Source organism: Actinocorallia herbida (genome assembly GCF_003751225.1).
GTDB lineage: Bacteria > Actinomycetota > Actinomycetes > Streptosporangiales > Streptosporangiaceae > Actinocorallia > Actinocorallia herbida.
Map to the genome: position 1 here is coordinate 2,080,922 of NZ_RJKE01000001.1, position 17,752 is coordinate 2,098,673.

The window sequence follows — 17,752 nt, forward strand, 5'->3', positions numbered from 1 at the left end:
CACGGACGCCGTCGACGTTCCGCTCGGTGACTCGAGCGCGCGCGGGGGCACCCGCATGCGCGCCAGGATGCACCCGGGCAGGGCCTCGGTGACTCGCGCGCGGGGAGCACCCATGGCCGTGCCCTCTTCTACGACGACAGGAGGAGGGAACTCGCGCGCGTGGGGAACGCCTGCGCATGGGAGTGCGTCGCCTTCGTTCCGCGGGACGCTCTTGAGGGGCGCGCGACGTGAGCGCCGAGCGGGGGTGTGTCGGGAACGTCCTTATGCGCGCGGTGTGTGCGGTCGGCACGGACGCCGTCGACGTTCGGCTCGGTAACTCGAGCGCGGGGAGCACCTGAACGAGCGACCGGTGTCCACGCTCAGAGCGGTCGGGGACCCGCGCGCGGGGAACGTCCGCGCATGACAAGCGCGCCACCTGCGGCCTGCGGGGCACTCCTGTGGGGCACTCCGGTGGGGTGCAGGCCGTAGGTGGCCTGCGGTGTACTCCTGTGGGGCACTGCTGTGGGGTGCAGGCTGCAGGTGGCCTGCGGGGCACTCCGGTGGGGCGCGCGCGACGTGAACGCCGAACCGGGTGCCCGGGTGCCGGGAACGTCCTCGGGCGCGCGGTGAGTTCCCGTCGGCGCGGATGCCGTGGTGTTCTGCTCGGGACCCGCGCGCCGGGGGCGTCACGTCGCTGGATCCTGGGCGGCCTTCCGCCGGGGAACACCCCGAGGGCGCAGGGGGCACGATCGCTCGGCCGGTACCCGGGGCGTCACGACGGGAACTCCCACGCAGGCGCGGGGCCGCCCGATCCAGGCTGGGCGGCCGCTGACGGCCCGGGGAGCATCCTCGGGAGTGCGGGGAGCACGAGGCGGCCTGGACCGCGATGATCTGGGTGAGGACAGCGTCCCCGCGTCAGCGGGGCGCATGCGCACGACGCGTTCCTTCGCGATGGCCGGCGGGGAGCACCCGCGTGCGTCGAGGGCGGCTGAACGCGTCCGCTGAGGGCGCTCCGCGGATGGGACGCCCCCGAGTCCGCGGGGAGCACGCTCGACCCGACTGGCATCATCACCAGCGCTGGGGATCACCCCCGCGTGCGCGGGGAGCGCACCGGGACGGCCTGCTGTCCGAAGGTCGTCGAGGGACCACCCCCGCGTCCGCGGGGAGCACCAGGACGCCTCCTGGCCGTACCGGACGTAGGCGGGAACGCCCCGCAGGTGGAGGGCGGAGGAGTTGACCTGGGGGTTTGTCGGGTAAGGGTGCTTTTCGTTGCCTGTGCGGTTTGGTTGTTCCGGGTCGGGGTGGTCGGGGGCTTGGGTTTGCGGTGTCGGGGCCGTAGGACGGTGCCGGGCCGCCTTCGGGGGCGGCCCGGAGGGGGTCAGAGGGCTAGGAGACGGGTGGTGAGGTCGGTTTCGTCGAGGCGGGTGCTTCGGCCGTCGGCGAGGACGGGGGTGCCGGCGACGAGGACGGTGTCGACGAGGCGGGGGGTCGCGGTGGTGAGGAGGGAGGAGGACGGGTCGCGGACGGGGAGGACGGCGAAGTCGCGGGAGAAGCGGAGGAGGGTGAGGTCGGCGGGGGCGCCCAGGGTGACGCCGCCGGAGGAGGCCGGTAGCCCGAGTGCACGGTTGGCGCCGGAGAAGGCGAGGTCCAGCATCTCCGGGGCGGGCAGCAGGTCGGCCCTGCGGTGGAAGGCCCGCTGCACGTAGGAGCCCATCCGGAGCGACTCCAGCATGTCCTGGGTGTCGTTGCTGGCCGCGCCGTCGACGCCGAGGCCGACGCCGAGGCCCGCCGAGAGCATCGCAGGGACGGGTGCGACGCCGCTGCCCAGGCGCATGTTCGACACCGGGTTGTAGGAGACCGCGACCCCGCGCGCGGCGAGCTTCGCCATCCCCGCGGGAGACAGCTCGACGCAGTGGACGGCGAGGAGCCTGTCCCACAGGAAGCCCGACGCCTCCAGGAAGTCGACGGCGCCGAGCCCCGTGTGCGCGCGGCACATGTCGTCGTCGGTGGTGGTCTCCAGGAGGTGGATCGAGACGGTCATGTCCCGGGCCTCGGCGAACTCCCGGACGACGGCCATGCCCTCGGGCGTCAGGCAGCGGGGGTTCGGCACGGCGAGGGCCATCGTGATGCGCCCGTCGCCCTTGGCCGCGCGGGCCGCGAGCGCGTCGGTGTGCGCGAGCGCCTCCTCCAGAGGCTGGACGAGCCGGGGGTCGGACCCCCATTTGCGCGTCGCGTCCACCCGGTCGGTGACGCCCCGCCCGAACACCGCGCGGATGCCGACGTCCTCCAGGGCCTGCATGACGGCGTCGTGCAGCTCCGACGAGGGCGACGGCCACATGTGCTCGACCAGGGTCGTCGTCCCGCTGCGCAGCGCCTCCAGCGCCCCCGACGCGGCGGCGAGGTACGCCTGTTCGGGGGTGAGCGCGACGGTGTCCTCGGCCACCGACAGGAGCCAGGTCAGCAGGGGCAGCCCCTCGCCCACACCCCGCATGAGCGTCTGCTGGAGGTGCGTGTGGGTGTTGACGAATCCCGGGACGACGTGCGCGCCTGACCCGTCGATCCCGGACGTTCCCGGCACATGGTCCCGGATCGCGGTGACGACCCCGTCGGTGAACAGGACGTCCTGGTGGGGGATCCAGGCGCCGCCGGTGTAGACGGTGGCGTCGACGACGGCGCCCGGGGAGGTCTGGTCGGTCACTGCACGCCGATCTCGTGGTCGGTGAACTCGTCGGTGAAGAAGTCCGCGGGCTCGAGGTCGGCGGGCACCTCGACCCCGGCGCCCTTGAGCACGGGGGCGAGCATCGCGACCTGGTCCTTGACGCGTTCGGCGTCGTAGGTGCCGAGGGAGCCGTCGGCCTCGTTGGCGAGCAGGCCCTCGTCCTTCAGGAGCTTGGCGCTGTAGGCGGCCTCGCCCTCGCTGTAGGGGCTGAAGGAGATGACGTCGGCGACCATGTCCGTGATCACCTTGTTCACCGCGTCGGGGGAGGTGATGTAGTCGACGCCGCTCCGCTGGATGATCGGGACGAGCTTCTCCAGGCAGGGGGACAGCTCTTCGAGCTTGTCGGCGCGCGCGGAGACGTTGGCCGCGTAGGTGTCGTAGCCGGCGTCCTTGAGGAGCTGGTAGGAGACGGGCTTGTTCCAGGCGGGCGTCTGCTTCTCGAAGGTGTAGGGCTCGGAGTTGGCGTAGCCCTGGAGGGCGATGTCGGGGCGGCCGGCGAAGCGCGCGGGCGAGCCGTCGTAGCTCTCGTCGATCTGCGACTTCTTCAGCAGGCCCTGGGCGACGAGCCACGCCGGGTAGTACTGGCCCTTGGAGACGACGACCGCCGCGTCGGACTTCCCGATGTCGCCGATGGTCTTCCACTCGGGGAACGTGGCGGGGTCCCAGAGCAGGATCGCGGGGCTGTGCGACAGCAGCGGGGTCACGCCGACGACGCGCTGCTCGCCGGAGGCCGCGACGAGCTGGTCGCCGTGGACGAGGCCGAGGGTGATGTCGTCGTCCACGTACATCTGGGACGGGACGGACTGGAAGCCGATGGCCGGGCCGCCCGCGCGGAGTTCGAGGTCGACGCCGGTGTCCTTGCCCTGGGCGACGAGGGAGGCGGAGATCGACTTCTTGTCGGCGTCGACCTTCGCGTCGGGGCCGAGCAGGCCGAACATCGCGCCCATGTCGGACTGCGGCTGCCACTGGAGCTGGACGACCACCTTCGCGGGGCAGGCGCCGGCGAGGTTCTGCGCCTCGGGGGCGGCCTCCAGGGCCACCGCGGGGGCGTCGTCCGCGGTCTCGTCCGCGCCGCAGGCGGTGAGCGCCAGCGCACCGACCGCGCCGGCCGCCAGCATCGCCGTGAACCTCTTCATCATGTGCAGCTCGCTCTCTGGACAACCCTCGGGAATGGGGTTGGTGTCTGGGGAGTGATTGCATGTAAACATGAGTTTGTGTCGGCACCGTTAAATAGCGGTTCAGGAGAAAGATCCCTTGATGCCGCACGTGATCGTAACCTCGTGTTACCTGGACGACATATCTAGCGCGCAGGCTTACGCATGGAGTCGGCGATTACATGTAACTGCTGACTCCGCCGGACCGGGCGCCCGCCGTACCGCCGGCCCCGTACCGAGCAGAAAGGGCCGCCCATGTTCGCGGTGCCCGTCCTTGACGTCAGCCCGTATCTCGTCCCCGGCGCCCACGCGGGCAACGACCCCGCGTGCGCCCGCGTCGCCGCCGACCTCGACCGCGCCTGCCGGGAGGTCGGCTTCCTCCAGATCACCGGCCACGGCGTGCCCGAGGAGTCGACCGACGGCCTGGCCGCCGCCCTCGACGCGTTCTTCGGCCGCCCGCTGGACGCCAAGAAGGCGCACCGGCGCCCCGGGGAGAACCGCGGTTACGCGCCCCCTAAGTCGGAGTCGCTGAGCCGCAGCCTCGGCATCGAGACGGCGATGAACGACTTCTACGAGTCCTTCACCGTCGGCAGCGAGCGGTCCTGGTACCCGGGCCTCGACCTGCCGGAGGCCAGCTACCCGGACAACACCTGGCCGGACGCCGTGCCGGACTTCCGGCCCGCCGTCGAAGCCTACTTCGCGCAGGTCACCGGCCTGTCCCGGGTGCTGCTGCGGATCTTCACCGACGCGCTCGGCCTTCCGCAGGGCCACTTCGACGCGCTGACGGGCCACTCCATCGACGTCCTGAAGATGAACAACTACGCGCTGCCCGAAGGCGAGGTCGCCGGGGAGGTCCTGGGGATGGGCGCGCACACGGACTTCGGAATCCTCACCGTCCTGTGGGCCGACCGGGTGCCCGGCCTTCAGGTCCTGGACACCGACGGCGTCTGGCATGACGTGCAGCCCGCCGAAGGCGCGTTCCTCGTCAACCTCGGCGACGCGATGGCCCGGTGGACGAACGACCGGTGGAGGTCGACGGTGCACCGGGTCGACCCGCCCGTCGTGGACGGCACGATCGTGCGACGCCGCTCCGCCGCGTTCTTCTTCGACGGCGACCACGACGCCGTCATCTCGACGCTCCCGGGATGCGCGGACGCGGCGTCGCCCGGGTATCCGCCGATCACGGTCGCGGAGAACATCGCGATGAAGATCGCCGGACTGAAGGGCGGCGCCCTGGCGGCACCGGACCTTCGCGAGGCCGACCGCGTTCGCGCCGCGCGCTAGAGGGGATCTTGCCCATGACCCCCGCCCCGCCCGCGGTCTTCGAGCACGTCCGCGCGCTGGAGGACCTCCTGGGCCCCGGCCGCGTCGTCACGGGCCGGGCCGAGGTGGCCCGATACCTCGCGTCCCCCGGCCGCGCCGAGCCCGGCTACGACGCGATCGTGCGGCCCCGGTCCGTCGAGGACCTGGCCTGCGTGGCCTCCGTCGCCGCCCGCCACCGCGTCCCGCTCACCCTGCGCGGCGCGGGCACGGGCCCCCGCCCGTCCGACGACCCGCGGAGCGACCCGCGGTCCCGGTCCGCGACGGGTTCGCCGGGCACCTCGCTCGGGCGCGGGACCGCCGAGGCGCTCGATGTCGCGTCGGGCCGCGCGCCTTCTCGGTCCGCCTCCCCAAGACCCGGTGGGCCGGGTGGCGGGGGTGCGTTGCCGGGCGGGTCAGGTGGTGTGGCGGGGCGCGAGGTGGGGCGGGGGATCGCGGTGGACGTGCGGGGGGTGGCCGGGGTGCTCGAGGTGGGGCGGGGGCGGATCGCGGTGCTGCCGGGGACGGTGGTGGGGGCCGCGGAGCGGGCGGCGCGGGCGACCGGGCAGGAGCTCGCGGTGCTGCCCGGGAGCCGGGCGGTGGCGACGGTGTCGGGGTTCGTGAGCGGGGGAGGGGGCGGGCTGGGGGCCGCGTCGTACGGGGAGCTCGGGGACGGGAACGTGCTCGCCGTCGAGTTGGTCACCGTGGAGGAGGCGCCGCGGATGATCCGGTTGGAAGGGGCGGAGGTCGCCGCGGCGCTGGGCGCGCGCGGGATGTCCGGGATCCTCACGCGGATCGAGCTCAGGCTCGTTCCGGCCCGGGAGTACACGGCGTTCTGCGGGGTCTTCGCCACGTTCGACGCGTGCTGCCGGTTCGGCTGGGACGTGGTCGAGAACGGCCTCGGCGCACGGATCGTCTCCTTGCACGGGGAGCCTTCGGCGTCGCTGCCCACCTCCGCGGCTTCCGGCTCCTGCCCGGACGGCCCTGTCGCGCTCGTCTGGATCGACTCTTCGGCCGTCTCCGCGCTCCTCGCCCTCGCCGCCCGGCACGGGGGTCTCCTCATGGCCTGGCCGGACGACGACACACGGCTGCCGTACGGCCACCACCACGTGTGGCCGTCCGGGACGCGCGCGCAGCCGTCGTGGGTGCGCGCCGAGTACGCGCAGGAGGACCGCGAAAGGTTCCTCGCGCAGGTGCGGGCCTCGGCGGGCCGTCCCTTCGGCGACTACCTTCGGCATCTGGAACTCCAGCGGACGCCGTCGGGCGGGGTGCGCTGCCTGGGCTTCCCGCCCGTCGCCGGCACCGCCGCGGACGCCCTGGACGAGGTCCGCACGGTCTGCGCCTCGTTCGGGATCGCCCTCGTCACCGGCGCGCCCGCCGGCACCCCGGCTCAGGCCGTCCTGCGGCTCAGGACCGACCCGCACAGGCTCCTCGGCGGCTCCCGTCAGGCGGCTTCCGCCGCGGTCCGACCGGCGCCGGGCGGCTGCGCCGCGTCCACGGACGGCCGTTCGCCCCGCCGCACCGATGCCGCCGCTGACCTGGGGATTCTGCGGCCTGCCTTATCCTTGGGGTGTGCACTCCCTCCGCTGAACCCGCCCCGCCCCGGCCGCGCCCGTCGCCGCCGCCCCTGGAAGCCCCGCCGGACGCGGGGCCGGTTTCGCCTGAGGAGTCCGCCTTGTTCGCCGAGCTGACCGCGCTCACCGCACGTCCCGGGCCGTTCGCGCGCACCACCACCGCCGAGCTGTGGACCGACCCGCACCTGTCGGAGCGGATGCTCGCCGCCCATCTCGACCCCGACGTCGACCTCTCGTCCTACCGGGCGTCGTTCCGGGCCCGCTCGACGGCCTGGCTCACCGCCCGGTTCGGGCTGGGCCCCGGCAGCAGGGTCGCCGACCTCGGCTGCGGGCCCGGCCTGTACGGCAACGCCCTGGCGCGCTCCGGCGCGGCGGTCACCGGCGTCGACCTCTCGCTGCGCTCGGTGCTGCACGCCGCGGCCGACGCCCGCCGCGACGGCCTGCCCGCCCGCTACCTCCAGGAGGACTACCTGACGTGGCGGAGCGGCGAGCGCTTCGACCTCATCATCATGATCATGCGTGATCTCGGCGCGCTCGCCCCTTACGACCGCCGCCGCGCCCTCTGGACGGTCACCGAGCACCTCGCCGAAGGCGGCGCCTTCGTCTTCGACGTGGACTCGCCCGCCGGGTTCGCCGCGGTCCGGGAGCAGACCCGCTACGCGCCTTCGCTGATGGACGGGTTCTGGGCGCCCGGCCCCTATTTCGGATTCCACACGACGTTCCGCTACGAATCCGAACTGCTCTCGCTGGACCGGTACGACATCTACGAACCCCACCGAACCCGTACGTTCTACAACTGGGTCCAGCACTTCACCCCGGCGTCGATCCGCGCCGAACTCCACGCCGCGGGCCTCGCCGACACCGAGATCCTCGGCGACGTCGCGGGCTCCCCGTTCGACCCCGAGTCCCCGTACTTCGCCGTCATCGCCGCCCCCGTCAGCTGAGCCGCCGCCCACGAGACGGTCACCGCACGGCCCCGCCCGGCGCGGAACCGAGCCTTTGCCGGTGCGGCCGCCGCGCGTGGCGGCCTGACGCGGTCGCCTGGGCGCCGCCCGGTGCGGGTGCGGCCGTCGCGTGTGGCCGCCGTCGCAGGGCCCCGCCGCGTGGGCGGTCGGTCAGGAGCCGCTGGGCCGGACTCCCGCGAAGGCGCGTGGGGCTCGGTTCCCGGTCCGAGGCGACCGCCGCGGAGGGGCGGTGGTCGCCTCACGGGTCAGGGACGGGTGGTGGCCAGCCAGCGCTTCATGCGGACGGTGAGGGCCGCGACGTGGGCTGTGGCGGTGGTCTGGGCGGCGAGGGAGTCGCCCGCGTCGAGGGCGGCGAGGATGGCGCGGTGCTCGGCGAGGGCGTGCTCGCGGTTGCGCTGGATCGACCACATGCCCGAGCGGTAGAGGTGCGCGCGGGCGTCCAGGCGGTGGAGCGCGTCGCGGAGCGCGGCGTTGCCGGAGGCGGCGCGGATCGCGGTGTGGAACTCCAGGTCGAGGGCCGCCTCGGCGGCCGGGTCCGGGGCGCGTTCCAGCAGCTCCCGCTGGCGTTCGACGATCTCGGCGAGCACGCGCAGGCCCGGTGCGTCGATCTTGACGGTGGCCTCTAGCGCGGCGAGGCCGTCGAGCACCTCCCGGACCCGCATCACGTCGAAGATGGACTCCTCGTCGATCGCCGCGACCTTCGCCCCCGCGTAGGGGGTGTGCACCGCGATCCCGTCGTAGATGAGCCGCTGGACGGACTCGCGGACGGGGCTGCGGCTGACGTTCAGCTCCACCGCGAGCGCCGGGACGCTGAGGGGCGCGCCCGGCGGCAGCTCGCCGGAGAAGATCCGCTCGGCCAGCCGGCCGTAGACGGTGTCGACCAGCAGTTCGCCGCTGTCGCTACTGACCACTGCTACCTCCAGACCCGGGCCGCCCGGCCGTCCCTCAGGCCTTGGGCTCATCGTAGTTCGCGGTGACCCGCCGCCTCAGGTACTCGGCCGCGGTGATCGGCTCGTACTTGCGGGCGGGGCTCTCGATCAGGACGTCCCGGTTCGCCTGGGCGAAGAACGGGATGCTGTAGCGCGGCCCCGCGTACTCGCCTTCGACGGGCATGCGCACCCGGTGGAAGTTGGAGACGAGCTGGTCGTCGCTCCAGCGCATGAGCATGTCGCCGATGTTGCAGGTGATCGCGTCGGACGACGGGGCCACCGGCGTCCACTCCTCGGCTTCGGCGTCGCGCCCGGGGCAGACCTGGAGGCCGCCCTGGCCGTCGCGCTGGAAGAGCAGGGTGAGGCAGTCGAAGTCGGTGTGCGCGCCCGCCCGCCACACGCGCGGGTCCGGCCGGTAGTCCTCCGGCAGGGCGAAGTAGTGGATCATCCGCAGCGTCGAGGCGTAGTGCTCGCTCGACGGGTCGTGCGCGCGGGCGAAGAAGTCGGTGTCGAAGCCGAGCCGGTCGGCGAAGCAGGACAGCACCCGCATCGCCACCTCCCAGCAGCGCGCCTCGAAGCGCAGCGCGAACTCGGCGAAACCGGGCAGGGCCTCCTCGCCGGGCCACAGGTCGGCCATGTGCGGCCGGGTGATCTGGTACGACTCCTTGCGGTCCGGGGTGCCGATCGACGGCCTGACCTGCGACTGCGACTCCCAGCCCGCGTTGAACGCCTTGACCAGCGGGACCCCGGCCTTGACCTCCTCGGGCAGCGCGAAGAACCGCTCGGCCTCGGCGAACGCCCGGTCGACCAGCTCGGGCTCGATGCCGTGCCCGGTGAGCTGGAAGAAGCCGATCTCGGTCGCGGCCCGCCACAGCCGCTCGGTGATCTCGGCCTTGCGGGCGGCGAAGTCGGTGAGGTCGATGACGGGGATGGCCCGGTCGGTCGTCTCCACGCCCATCCCGCCCATCCGGGCTTCCTTGTTGAGTTCGGCGAGGGAGTAGTCGGTGGTCAATGCTCCTGCTTTCCTGGGATCTGCCGGGTCTTGGGGCCTGCGCGTCAGCGCGAGCCCGAGGTGTGCCACCGCCCGACGGCCAGCCGCGTGATGAGCGCGAACAGCCCGAAGACGGTGACGCCGAAGAGGGACGCGAGGAAGATGGCCGCGACCATGTCGTTCGAGCGCAGCTGCGCCTGGAACGAGGCGAGCAGCGTGCCGATGCCCGCCTCGCCCTGGGCGAAGAACATGTCGCCGATGATCGCGCCGACGACCGCCTGGCCGGACGCGATGCGCAGTCCCGTCAGGATCGAGGGGAGCGCGGCGGGCAGTTCCAGGCTGAGGAGGCGGCGCGGTCCCGAGGCGCGGCCGAGGGTGAACATCTCGTGCAGGCTGCGGTCGATCGACCGCATCCCGAAGTGGGTGTTGGTGATGATCGGGAACAGGGAGATGATCGTGCACACGATCGTCCGGGAGAACGAGCCGTAGCCGAACCAGATGCCGATGAGCGGCACGAGGGCCAGCACCGGGATCACCTGGAGCATCACCGCGTAGGGGAACACGACCTGCTCGACGACGCGGGACCGGCTCATGAGGATGCCCGCGACGACGCCGATGAAGGTCGAGGCGCACAGGCCGAGCGCGGTGTGCCGGGCGGTGACGGCGAGGGCCTCCAGCATCGGCCGGAGCCGGTCGGGGTTCAGCAGCGACTCGGTCAGCACCTCGTGCGGCGGCGGCAGGAGGAACCTGCGGTCCGGCGCGAGCAGCAGGTAGCTGACGGCGTACCAGGCGGCGAAGCCCAGCAGCACGGAGAGGACCGGTACCAGCGCGCGGCCGAGGCCGCTCCTGCGCGAGCGCTCGGCGGGGGAAGGCGCGGACCTGGCTGCGGGGGCCGCGGTCGGCGCGGCCTTGCGGGTCGTGGTGGTGCTCGCCATCTCGCTCATCCCTTTCCGTGCAGCAGCGCCGCGACCTCGGCGACGCGGTCGGTGAACCGCTGGTCGAACCTGATGTCGGCGTCCCGGTCACGGGGCAGGCCGACCTCGACGACGCCGCGGATGCGGCCGGGCCGCGCCGACATGACGACGACCCGGTCGGCGAGGTACACGGCCTCCGACACCGAGTGGGTGACGAGCATGGCGGTGAACTCCTCCCTGCGATGCAGGTCGAGGAGCTGGTTCTGCATCTCGTCGCGTGTCATCTCGTCGAGGGCGCCGAACGGCTCGTCGAGCAGCATCACCTCGGGCTCCAGGGCGAGCGCGCGGGCCAGGGAGACGCGCATCCGCATGCCGCCCGACAGCGCCTTGGGGAGCTGCCCGGCGAACCCGGACAGCCCGACCGCCTCGACCGCGGCGTCGACGCGCCGGGCCCGCTCCTCCTTGGGCAGCCCGGCGAGCTGGGTGAGCAGTTCGACGTTGCGCCGGACGGTCCGCCACGGCAGCAGCGTCGGATCCTGGAAGATGAACGCGACGGACTCGGTGGCGAGCGCGACCGATCCCTCGGTCGGCTGCTCCAGCCCCGCGGCGAGCCGCAGCAGCGTCGACTTGCCGCAGCCCGACGGCCCGACGATCGCGACGAACTCGCCGCGCGCGACGCTCAGGCTGACGTCCTCCAGGGCGGTGGTCCCCGTGGCGTACCGCATGCTCACGCGGTCCGCCGAGATCTGCTGCCCGTGCAGCAGATGTGCGGCGTCCACGCCGTGCATCGTGTCGATCAGTGACCTCACCGCGAACCAGCTCCTTCCGGTACATCTCCCGGGCTCGGTGAGCTCAGTCTGGATTACATGTAGACCTGGGGAAGGTCTCCGCCGTAAACATCATGTTTCGTACGGAAGCGCATGCAGATGAGCTGGGAAGACGTACGGAAGTTCGGGAGAAGGCATGCCGCGGGATGCGTCGGGCAGATCTCCGGAATGAGTCGGTGTGGTGCCGAAGATTGAATGTAATCCTGAGGTCAGGTGGCGCCGAGGGCCCGGTCGGCGGCGGCGAGGAAGAACGCGGCGCCGTCGGCGTCGAGGCAGAGCGGCGGCTTGATCTTGAGGATGTTCAGGTGGTCACCGGTGGGCTGCATGATGACGCCGAGGTCGCGCAGATGGTCGCAGAGCGCGGCGGTCAGGCGGGTCGCGGGCTCCCGGGTGGCCCGGTCCTCGACGAGTTCGAGGCCCAGATAGAGGCCCGAGCCGTGCACGGCGCCGATGGCCGGGTGCCGCGCGGCGAGGTCGCGCATGCCCCGGATGAGGAGGCCGCCGACCTCCGCCGCGTTCTGCTGGAGGCGTTCGCCCGCGATGACGTCCAGGACGGCCGTGCCGATGACGCTGGAGACGGGGCTCCCGCCCGTCGAAGAGAAGAAGTACCCCTGGGTGCGGTACCTCTCGGCGATCTCCCGCGTGGTGACCACCGCGCCCAGCGGGTGCCCGTTCCCGGCGGCCTTGGCCACGGTGACGACGTCGGGCACGACCTCCTGCTGCTCGAACCCCCAGAACCAGGCGCCGAGCCTTCCGTACCCGACCTGGACCTCGTCGGCGATCGCGAGTCCTCCGTGCCGCCTTACCGCGGCGTAGACCTCGGCGAGGTATCCGTCAGGAAGGGGGACGCCCCCGGCGTTGCCGTAGAAGGGCTCGGCGATGAACGCCGCGGGCGGACGGCCTTCGGCGGCCAGCGCGTCGATGAAGGCGGCCGCCTCCGGGCCGTACCGGTACGCCTCGCCGTCGCGGTGCCTGCCGCGGTACGGGTTGGGCGCGTCCACGGTGTGCACCCAGGGCGGGCGGGTGGCCAGGGCGTCGGGGTTGTCGGCGATGGACGTCGAGACGGCATCGGAGGCGTACGTCCAGCCGTGGTACGCCTCCCGTACGGCGACGACGTCGTGCCGTCCCGTCGCGGCGAAGGCGAGCCGCAGAGCGAGGTCGGCGGCTTCGGAGCCGGAGTTGACCAGGAAGACGGTGTCCAGGGGCTCCGGCAGCAGCGCGGCGAGGCGCTCGGCGTACTCCACGACGGACGCGTAGTGGAACCGCGAGTTGGTGTTCAGCCGCCTGAGCTGCCGGGACGCGGCCCGCTCGATCCCGGGATGGGCGTGCCCGGCGACGGCGACGTTGTTCACCATGTCGAGGTACACGCGGCCGTCGTCGGCGACGAGGTGGTGCCGCCAGCCGCGCTCGATCCTGGGCGGCTCGTCGTAGTAGTGCTCCTGGACGTCGGCGAGGGCGGCCTGCCTGCGGGCCAGGAGGGTGGGGTCGTCGACGGGCGCGGAGGGGGAGAGCCCGAAGAGGGGAGAAGGGTCGGCGGTGAGGGCGAGCCATCCTTGCGCGTACTCCGGGCGGACCAGCTTCGGCGGCTTCGGGGACCCCGCCCTGCGCAGTGCGGCGTGCAGGCGTACGCCCGCGCGTACGGTGAGAAGGGCATCCCCGGCCTTCACCTCGCCTTCTTCGGCGACCTGTACGGCGTCGTCGCAGGTCACGACGAGTTCGGTGAGGGCATCGCGCAAGACGAACCCCTCATCCGTGTGCGAAAGGCGGCCCGGGAAGGGCGCGACGGCCTCGGCGTCCCGGCCGGGCCACACGTCCATCCCGGTGGGGACCGTCGCGGGGGAGCGGTCGGAGAGCACCCGAGCGGCGGTCAGCCGGGGCCGCGCGTGGTGGGTGGCGACGCCCCCGGGCGACGCGGCGAGGGACTCCGCCGCGAGTTCCGCCTCGATCCCCGGCCGCAGCCACGCGCCCTCGTCCAGCGCGTCGGCGTCGGGGGAGAGGTCGAGCCGCGCGAACGGCCCGGCCAGCAGCGGCACGGTGCCGGGCACGGCGAACGGCGCGGCGGGCAGGCCGAGCGCGTCCCGCACGACCCCGGACATGACCGCGGCGGGCACCGCGAGGGCGCGTTCGAAGATCCGCCGGTCGTCGTCGAGCGCGTCCATCGCGTAGGCGTTGCCCGCGTCGATGACGGACTGCCACGCCCCGCTCAGCACCAGGACCGCCCCGCGCAGCACGACGAGCGGCCACAGCGCCTCGGCCTCCGCCGCCGACAGCGGCCGCGCGGAGTGGAAGGCCCGGACGGCGGGGAGCACCGTGTGCGGTTCGGCCGAGGCGTGGTGCAGCACGGACGCGACGGTCGACGCGAGTTCCGCGACGCCCCAGGTCAGGGCGAGGTCGCCGAAGTCGATGACCCCGTCGGGCAGCCCCGCGGCGTCGCACACGGTGTTGTCGTCGGTGATGTCGAGATGCACGGCCTGCAAAGGCAGGTCACCCGAGACGGCGGCCAGCCTTTCCCAGGCCTCTTCGGCCGCCGCCAGCGCGGCGTCTCTGAGCGGGGAGGACGGCACCTCCGCGGCGAGCGCGGGCAAGGCCCTGTCCGCGTGCCGAGGGTCCCATTGCAGGACGCGGTCGAGGCCGGGGTGCGTGAAGTCCCGCAAGGCGGCGCTCGCCCTCCCCGCCACCCTCCCGAGCGCGGCGACCGTCCGAGGCGGCAGGTAGGCCGACCCGCCAAGGTTCCCGCCCGGAAGGAACCGGAGAAGGCGGGCCACCCGGAGCCCGCCCGAGGTCGCCACCCGGGCGGCGAGCCGTTCACCGCCGGCTCCGCGCAGCACCGTCGCGATCCGCAGGCCCGGCGCCGCCTCCGCGAGCGCGTCGGCGGCCGCGTCCTGCGCTGCGACCTCCTCCGCGCCGAACACCGGATGCGCGAACTTCAGCACGGCGAGGGGGCCGCCCTGCCCGTCCAGGAAGAAGTTCGTGTCCTGCTGGCTCCCGATCGCGCGGGCCGTGCCCGCGACCGCGAACACCCGCCGCGCGACATCCGCGGCCTCGCCCTCCCCGATGACGGGCGCGGCCCCGATCTCATCCCGAAAGAAGTCGAACCCCACCGAACCGCCCATGAACGCCCCCAAGGGTCCTGACCACCGGAAACAGCCCGGCCCATTGTGTCGTTCCGGGCGGCACCCGGAAAGCCCCGACGGGCCGGCCCGAAGCCGGGTCGCCCCAGAGCCCGTCACCGGCCCCGGCCCGTTGGGCGTGCGGAGGCCGCGCGTCAGCCGACGGTGACGGGAAGGCCCGCCCAACCGCGCAGGGCGATGCCGGTCCGGCGGACGGGCGGGGCCGCGGGGGTGATCGAGGGGAAGCGGTCCAGGAGGCGGGTGAAGGCGATGCGGGCTTCGAGCCGGGTCAGGTGGGCGCCCAGGCAGAAGTGGGTGCCCGCGGCGAAGGACAGGTGGTCGTTGGGGGCGCGGGTGAAGTCGTAGACGTCGGGATCGGCGAAGCGCGAGGGGTCGCGGTTGGCGGCGGCGAGGATCGTGATGACGGTCTGGCCCGGAAGGAGGTCGGCGCCGAGCAGGGTGACGGGTTCCAGGACGGTCCTCGCGTCGATCTGGATCGGCGGCTCGTGGCGCAGGAACTCCTCGACGGCGCCGGGGATCAGGTCCGGGTCGGCGCGCAGTGCGGCCATGAGGGCGGGGTCGGCGAGCAGCGCGGCGAGGCCGCTGCCGAGGAGGTTCGTGGTGGTCTCGAAGCCCGCGCCGAACAGCAGCAGCGCCGTCGAGGCCATCTCGGCCTCGGTGAGGCCGTCGTGCGCGACGAGGCGGGTGAGCAGGTCGTCGCCGGGTTCGCGGCGCTTGCGGGCGAGCAGATCGAGGAAGTAGCCGATCATGATGCGGCTGGCGTCGGCGAACCCGGCGAGCTCGTCCGGGGAGACCTCGGGGTCGGTGAACCGCGACATGCTGCGCATGAGCGGGAGGAAGTCCTCGCGGTCCTCCTGCGGCACGCCCAGCAGGTCCGCGATGACCTCCAGTGGCAGCACGAAGGCGAACGCGGCGACGAAGTCGGCGGTCCCGGCCTCGGCGAGCCGGTCGAGCAGCGCGTCGGTCCTGCGCGTGACGATCCCGGCGAGCTCCGTGACGTGCCGGGGCGTGAACTGGTCGCTCACCAGGCGGCGCAGCCGGGTGTGCTCGGGAGGGTTGGCGAACAGCATGCTCGACCCGATGGTCGAGGTGATGAGGTCGCGCACGTCGCCCGCGACATTGCTGAACTGCATGCCGAGCAGTTCGTCTCCCTTGCCCAGCGCGCGGTGGCGCAGCGCGGCCGAGCAGCCGTCGAAGCCGCTCAGCACGAGGGTGCCGTCGGCGGTGAGCAGGGCGGGCGCGGCTTCGCGCAGGCGCCGGTAGGCGCCGTAGATGTCCGCGGACGGGGTGAGCATCGCCTCGTAGAAGAGCTGTTCGGCGGGCGCGGAGCTGACGGCTTGGACGGTCATGGCGTCTCCCGGTCGAAAGGGGCAGGCCCTCCGAGAGTGACACTTTTCTGAAATCCGTCAAGACTACGAACAGGTACGGCATATCTGTCGCACTGTTAGGGTGCGGGCGTGGAGGAACCAGCCGATTTCCGGCTCCGGGTGCGCCGCCAGGTCCGCGAGGACGCGATGGACGCCGCCTACGCGATGATCGTCCGGGCGGGCTGGGCGTCGGTGCGGATGACCGCGATCGCCCAGGCCGTCGGGGTGAGCAGGCAGACCCTGTACAAGGAGTTCGCCGCCAAGGAGGACGTCGGCCAGGCGCTCGTGCTGCGCGAGGCGGGCCGCTTCATCGACGGTTTCACGGAGCAGATCGCCGCGCTCCAGGACGTTCCCGCGCTCATCGAGGCGGCCGTCCGGTTCGGGTTCGAGCACGGCGCGTCGCACCGGATGCTCGTCGCGATCCTCGCCGAGCAGCGCGGGGACAGCCTGCTCCCGTTCGTCACCACCGACGGCGGGGCGCTGGTCGCCGAGGCGGCCGAGGTGCTGGCCGCGCCCATCAGGAGGCTGGCCCCGCACCTCGACCCCGGCGACGTCACCGAGACCTGCGACGCGCTCATCCGGCTCATGGTGAGCCATCTGCTCCAGCCGCGCGGCGACGCCGAGGCCGCCACCCGGGGCATCGTCCGGATCGCGCTGCGCGGCCTCGGCCTCTGACGCGCCCTAACGGGCCAGGTGCCGGGAGATGACCAGCCGCTGGATCTGGTTGGTGCCCTCGAAGATCTGGGTGATCTTGGCCTCGCGCATGAACCGCTCGACGGGGAAGTCCCGGGTGTAGCCCGCGCCCCCGAGGACCTGGACGGCGTCGGTCGTCACCTTCATCGCGTTGTCCGTCGCGGTGAGCTTGGCGATCGAGGCCTGCCTGCCGTAGGGGCGGCCCGCGTCCTTGAACCGGGCGGCCGACAGGTAGGCGGCCCGGGCCGTCTCGGTCGCGGCGGCCATGTCGGCGAGCAGGAAGCCGAGGCCCTGGTGGTCGATGATCGCCTTGCCGAACGCCTCGCGCTGCTTGGCGTAGGCGACCGCGTGGTCCAGCGCGGCCTGGGAGAGGCCGGTCGCGACCGCGGCGATGCCGAGCCGTCCGGCGTCGAGGGCGGCGAGCGCGATGGCCAGGCCCTGGCCTTCGGCGCCGACGAGGTGGTCGGCCGGGACGCGCACGTCCTCCAGCCGGACGGTCACCGTGGCCGAGCCCGTCAGGCCCATCTTCTCCTCGGGCCGGTCGAACGCCAGGCCGGGGGTGTCCGCGGGCACGTGGAAGCAGGAGATGCCGCGGCCGCCGTCGTCACCGGTGCGGGCCATGACGGTGTAGAAGTCGGCGTGGCCGCCGTGGGTCGTCCAGGCCTTCGCGCCGTTCAGCACGTAGTCGTCGCCGTCGCGGACGGCGCGGGACCGCATGGCGGCGGGATCGGATCCGGCGTGCGCCTCCGACAGGCAGTACGCGCCGAGCAGCTCACCCGAAAGCATCTCCGGCAGCCAGCGCGCGCGCTGGGCGTCGCTGCCGAAGGCGAAGATCGGGAAGCAGGAGAGCACGTGCACGCTCACGCCGACGCCCACGCTCGCCCACGCGGCGCCGATCTCCTCGAGCACCTGGAGGTAGATCTCGTAGGGCTGGGCGCCGCCGCCGACCTCCTCGGGGTAGGGCAGCGACAGCAGCCCGGCGCGGCCGAGGGTGCGGAAGACCTCGCGCGGGAAGACCTCGTCGCGCTCGGCCTCGACGACGCGGGGCAGCAGTTCCTTCTCGCACAGCTCGCGGGTCAGGCTGATCAGGTCCTCGGCCTCGGGGGAGGGCAGCAGGCGTTCGGCGGGCATCGGGCGGCTCCTTTCGCTGCTCGGACGGTACCACCCTGAGTACCAAGGGATCCCAACTGGTACTGATCACCCTTCGGCT

The 17,752-nt window shown here is 72.9% G+C and carries 13 protein-coding genes; 4 read left to right on the plus strand and 9 right to left on the minus strand.

Features of this window, described 5'->3' with window-relative positions:
• Positions 1 to 1,357 precede the first annotated feature (1,357 nt).
• Both EDD29_RS46765 and EDD29_RS46770 read right to left on the minus strand, forming a co-directional pair.
• Positions 1,358 to 2,677 carry an amidohydrolase family protein gene (locus EDD29_RS46765; protein ID WP_246052650.1) on the minus strand — a complete coding sequence of 440 codons (1,320 nt, stop codon included), beginning with the start codon at positions 2,675 to 2,677 and terminating at the stop codon, positions 1,358 to 1,360.
• On the minus strand, positions 2,674 to 3,837 hold the full coding sequence (locus EDD29_RS46770; RefSeq protein WP_246052652.1) for a nitrate ABC transporter substrate-binding protein: 1,164 nt from the start codon (positions 3,835 to 3,837) through the stop codon (positions 2,674 to 2,676). The genes EDD29_RS46765 and EDD29_RS46770 overlap by 4 nt, the downstream gene beginning before the upstream one ends.
• A gap of 270 nt (positions 3,838 to 4,107) precedes the next feature.
• On the opposite strand from EDD29_RS46770, the gene EDD29_RS09805 reads away from it, so the two are divergent.
• From EDD29_RS09805 to EDD29_RS09815, 3 genes are read left to right on the plus strand one after another with little or no spacing between them, the layout of a single operon-like run.
• On the plus strand, positions 4,108 to 5,136 hold the full coding sequence (locus tag EDD29_RS09805; RefSeq protein WP_123664093.1) for an isopenicillin N synthase family dioxygenase: 1,029 nt from the start codon (positions 4,108 to 4,110) through the stop codon (positions 5,134 to 5,136).
• 14 nt (positions 5,137 to 5,150) lie between these two features.
• Complete coding sequence (locus tag EDD29_RS09810) at positions 5,151 to 6,842, plus strand: FAD-binding oxidoreductase (protein WP_123664094.1); 1,692 nt, start codon at positions 5,151 to 5,153, stop codon at positions 6,840 to 6,842.
• On the plus strand, positions 6,827 to 7,669 hold the full coding sequence (locus tag EDD29_RS09815) for an SAM-dependent methyltransferase (protein WP_246052654.1): 843 nt from the start codon (positions 6,827 to 6,829) through the stop codon (positions 7,667 to 7,669). Before EDD29_RS09810 ends, EDD29_RS09815 begins: the two co-directional genes overlap by 16 nt.
• 266 nt (positions 7,670 to 7,935) lie before the next feature.
• Here EDD29_RS09815 and EDD29_RS09820 read toward each other — a convergent pair whose 3' ends face one another.
• The 6 genes from EDD29_RS09820 to EDD29_RS09845 form a co-directional block, all read right to left on the minus strand.
• On the minus strand, positions 7,936 to 8,601 hold the full coding sequence (locus EDD29_RS09820) for a GntR family transcriptional regulator (protein ID WP_246052656.1): 666 nt from the start codon (positions 8,599 to 8,601) through the stop codon (positions 7,936 to 7,938).
• 34 nt (positions 8,602 to 8,635) lie between these two features.
• Positions 8,636 to 9,631: an isopenicillin N synthase family dioxygenase gene (locus EDD29_RS09825; protein WP_246052658.1), complete on the minus strand. Its 996-nt coding sequence runs from the start codon at positions 9,629 to 9,631 to the stop codon at positions 8,636 to 8,638.
• Positions 9,632 to 9,675: 44 nt separating this feature from the next.
• The gene (locus EDD29_RS09830) at positions 9,676 to 10,545 is read right to left on the minus strand and encodes an ABC transporter permease (RefSeq protein WP_211359621.1); all 870 of its coding nucleotides are present in this window, start codon (positions 10,543 to 10,545) and stop codon (positions 9,676 to 9,678) included.
• Between the two features lie 5 nt (positions 10,546 to 10,550).
• Entirely contained in the window at positions 10,551 to 11,333 is a 783-nt protein-coding gene (locus EDD29_RS09835; protein ID WP_246052660.1) for an ABC transporter ATP-binding protein, read from the minus strand.
• Between the two features lie 227 nt (positions 11,334 to 11,560).
• Positions 11,561 to 14,464, minus strand: a complete 2,904-nt coding sequence (locus EDD29_RS09840; protein ID WP_123664097.1) for an aminotransferase — start codon at positions 14,462 to 14,464, stop codon at positions 11,561 to 11,563.
• A gap of 152 nt (positions 14,465 to 14,616) precedes the next feature.
• On the minus strand, positions 14,617 to 15,831 hold the full coding sequence (locus EDD29_RS09845) for a cytochrome P450 (protein ID WP_123664098.1): 1,215 nt from the start codon (positions 15,829 to 15,831) through the stop codon (positions 14,617 to 14,619).
• Between the two features lie 108 nt (positions 15,832 to 15,939).
• Here EDD29_RS09845 and EDD29_RS09850 point away from each other — a divergent pair, with 108 nt between their 5' ends.
• A complete protein-coding gene (locus EDD29_RS09850) occupies positions 15,940 to 16,524 on the plus strand; it encodes a TetR/AcrR family transcriptional regulator (RefSeq protein ID WP_148085915.1) in 585 nt (194 codons plus the stop codon).
• 6 nt (positions 16,525 to 16,530) lie between these two features.
• Here the strand turns inward: EDD29_RS09850 and EDD29_RS09855 are convergent, their stop codons facing one another.
• Complete coding sequence (locus EDD29_RS09855) at positions 16,531 to 17,673, minus strand: acyl-CoA dehydrogenase family protein (RefSeq protein ID WP_123664100.1); 1,143 nt, start codon at positions 17,671 to 17,673, stop codon at positions 16,531 to 16,533.
• Positions 17,674 to 17,752: the final 79 nt, after the last annotated feature.

Coding starts and splice junctions, on each gene's coding strand:
- EDD29_RS46770 (WP_246052652.1), bottom strand. CDS start 3,837: ATGATGAAGAGGTTCACGGCGATGCTGGCGGCCGGCGCGGTCGGTGCG.
- EDD29_RS09805 (WP_123664093.1), top strand. CDS start 4,108: ATGTTCGCGGTGCCCGTCCTTGACGTCAGCCCGTATCTCGTCCCCGGC.
- EDD29_RS09810 (WP_123664094.1), top strand. CDS start 5,151: ATGACCCCCGCCCCGCCCGCGGTCTTCGAGCACGTCCGCGCGCTGGAG.
- EDD29_RS09830 (WP_211359621.1), bottom strand. CDS start 10,545: ATGGCGAGCACCACCACGACCCGCAAGGCCGCGCCGACCGCGGCCCCC.
- EDD29_RS09840 (WP_123664097.1), bottom strand. CDS start 14,464: ATGGGCGGTTCGGTGGGGTTCGACTTCTTTCGGGATGAGATCGGGGCC.
- EDD29_RS09845 (WP_123664098.1), bottom strand. CDS start 15,831: ATGACCGTCCAAGCCGTCAGCTCCGCGCCCGCCGAACAGCTCTTCTAC.
- EDD29_RS09855 (WP_123664100.1), bottom strand. CDS start 17,673: ATGCCCGCCGAACGCCTGCTGCCCTCCCCCGAGGCCGAGGACCTGATC.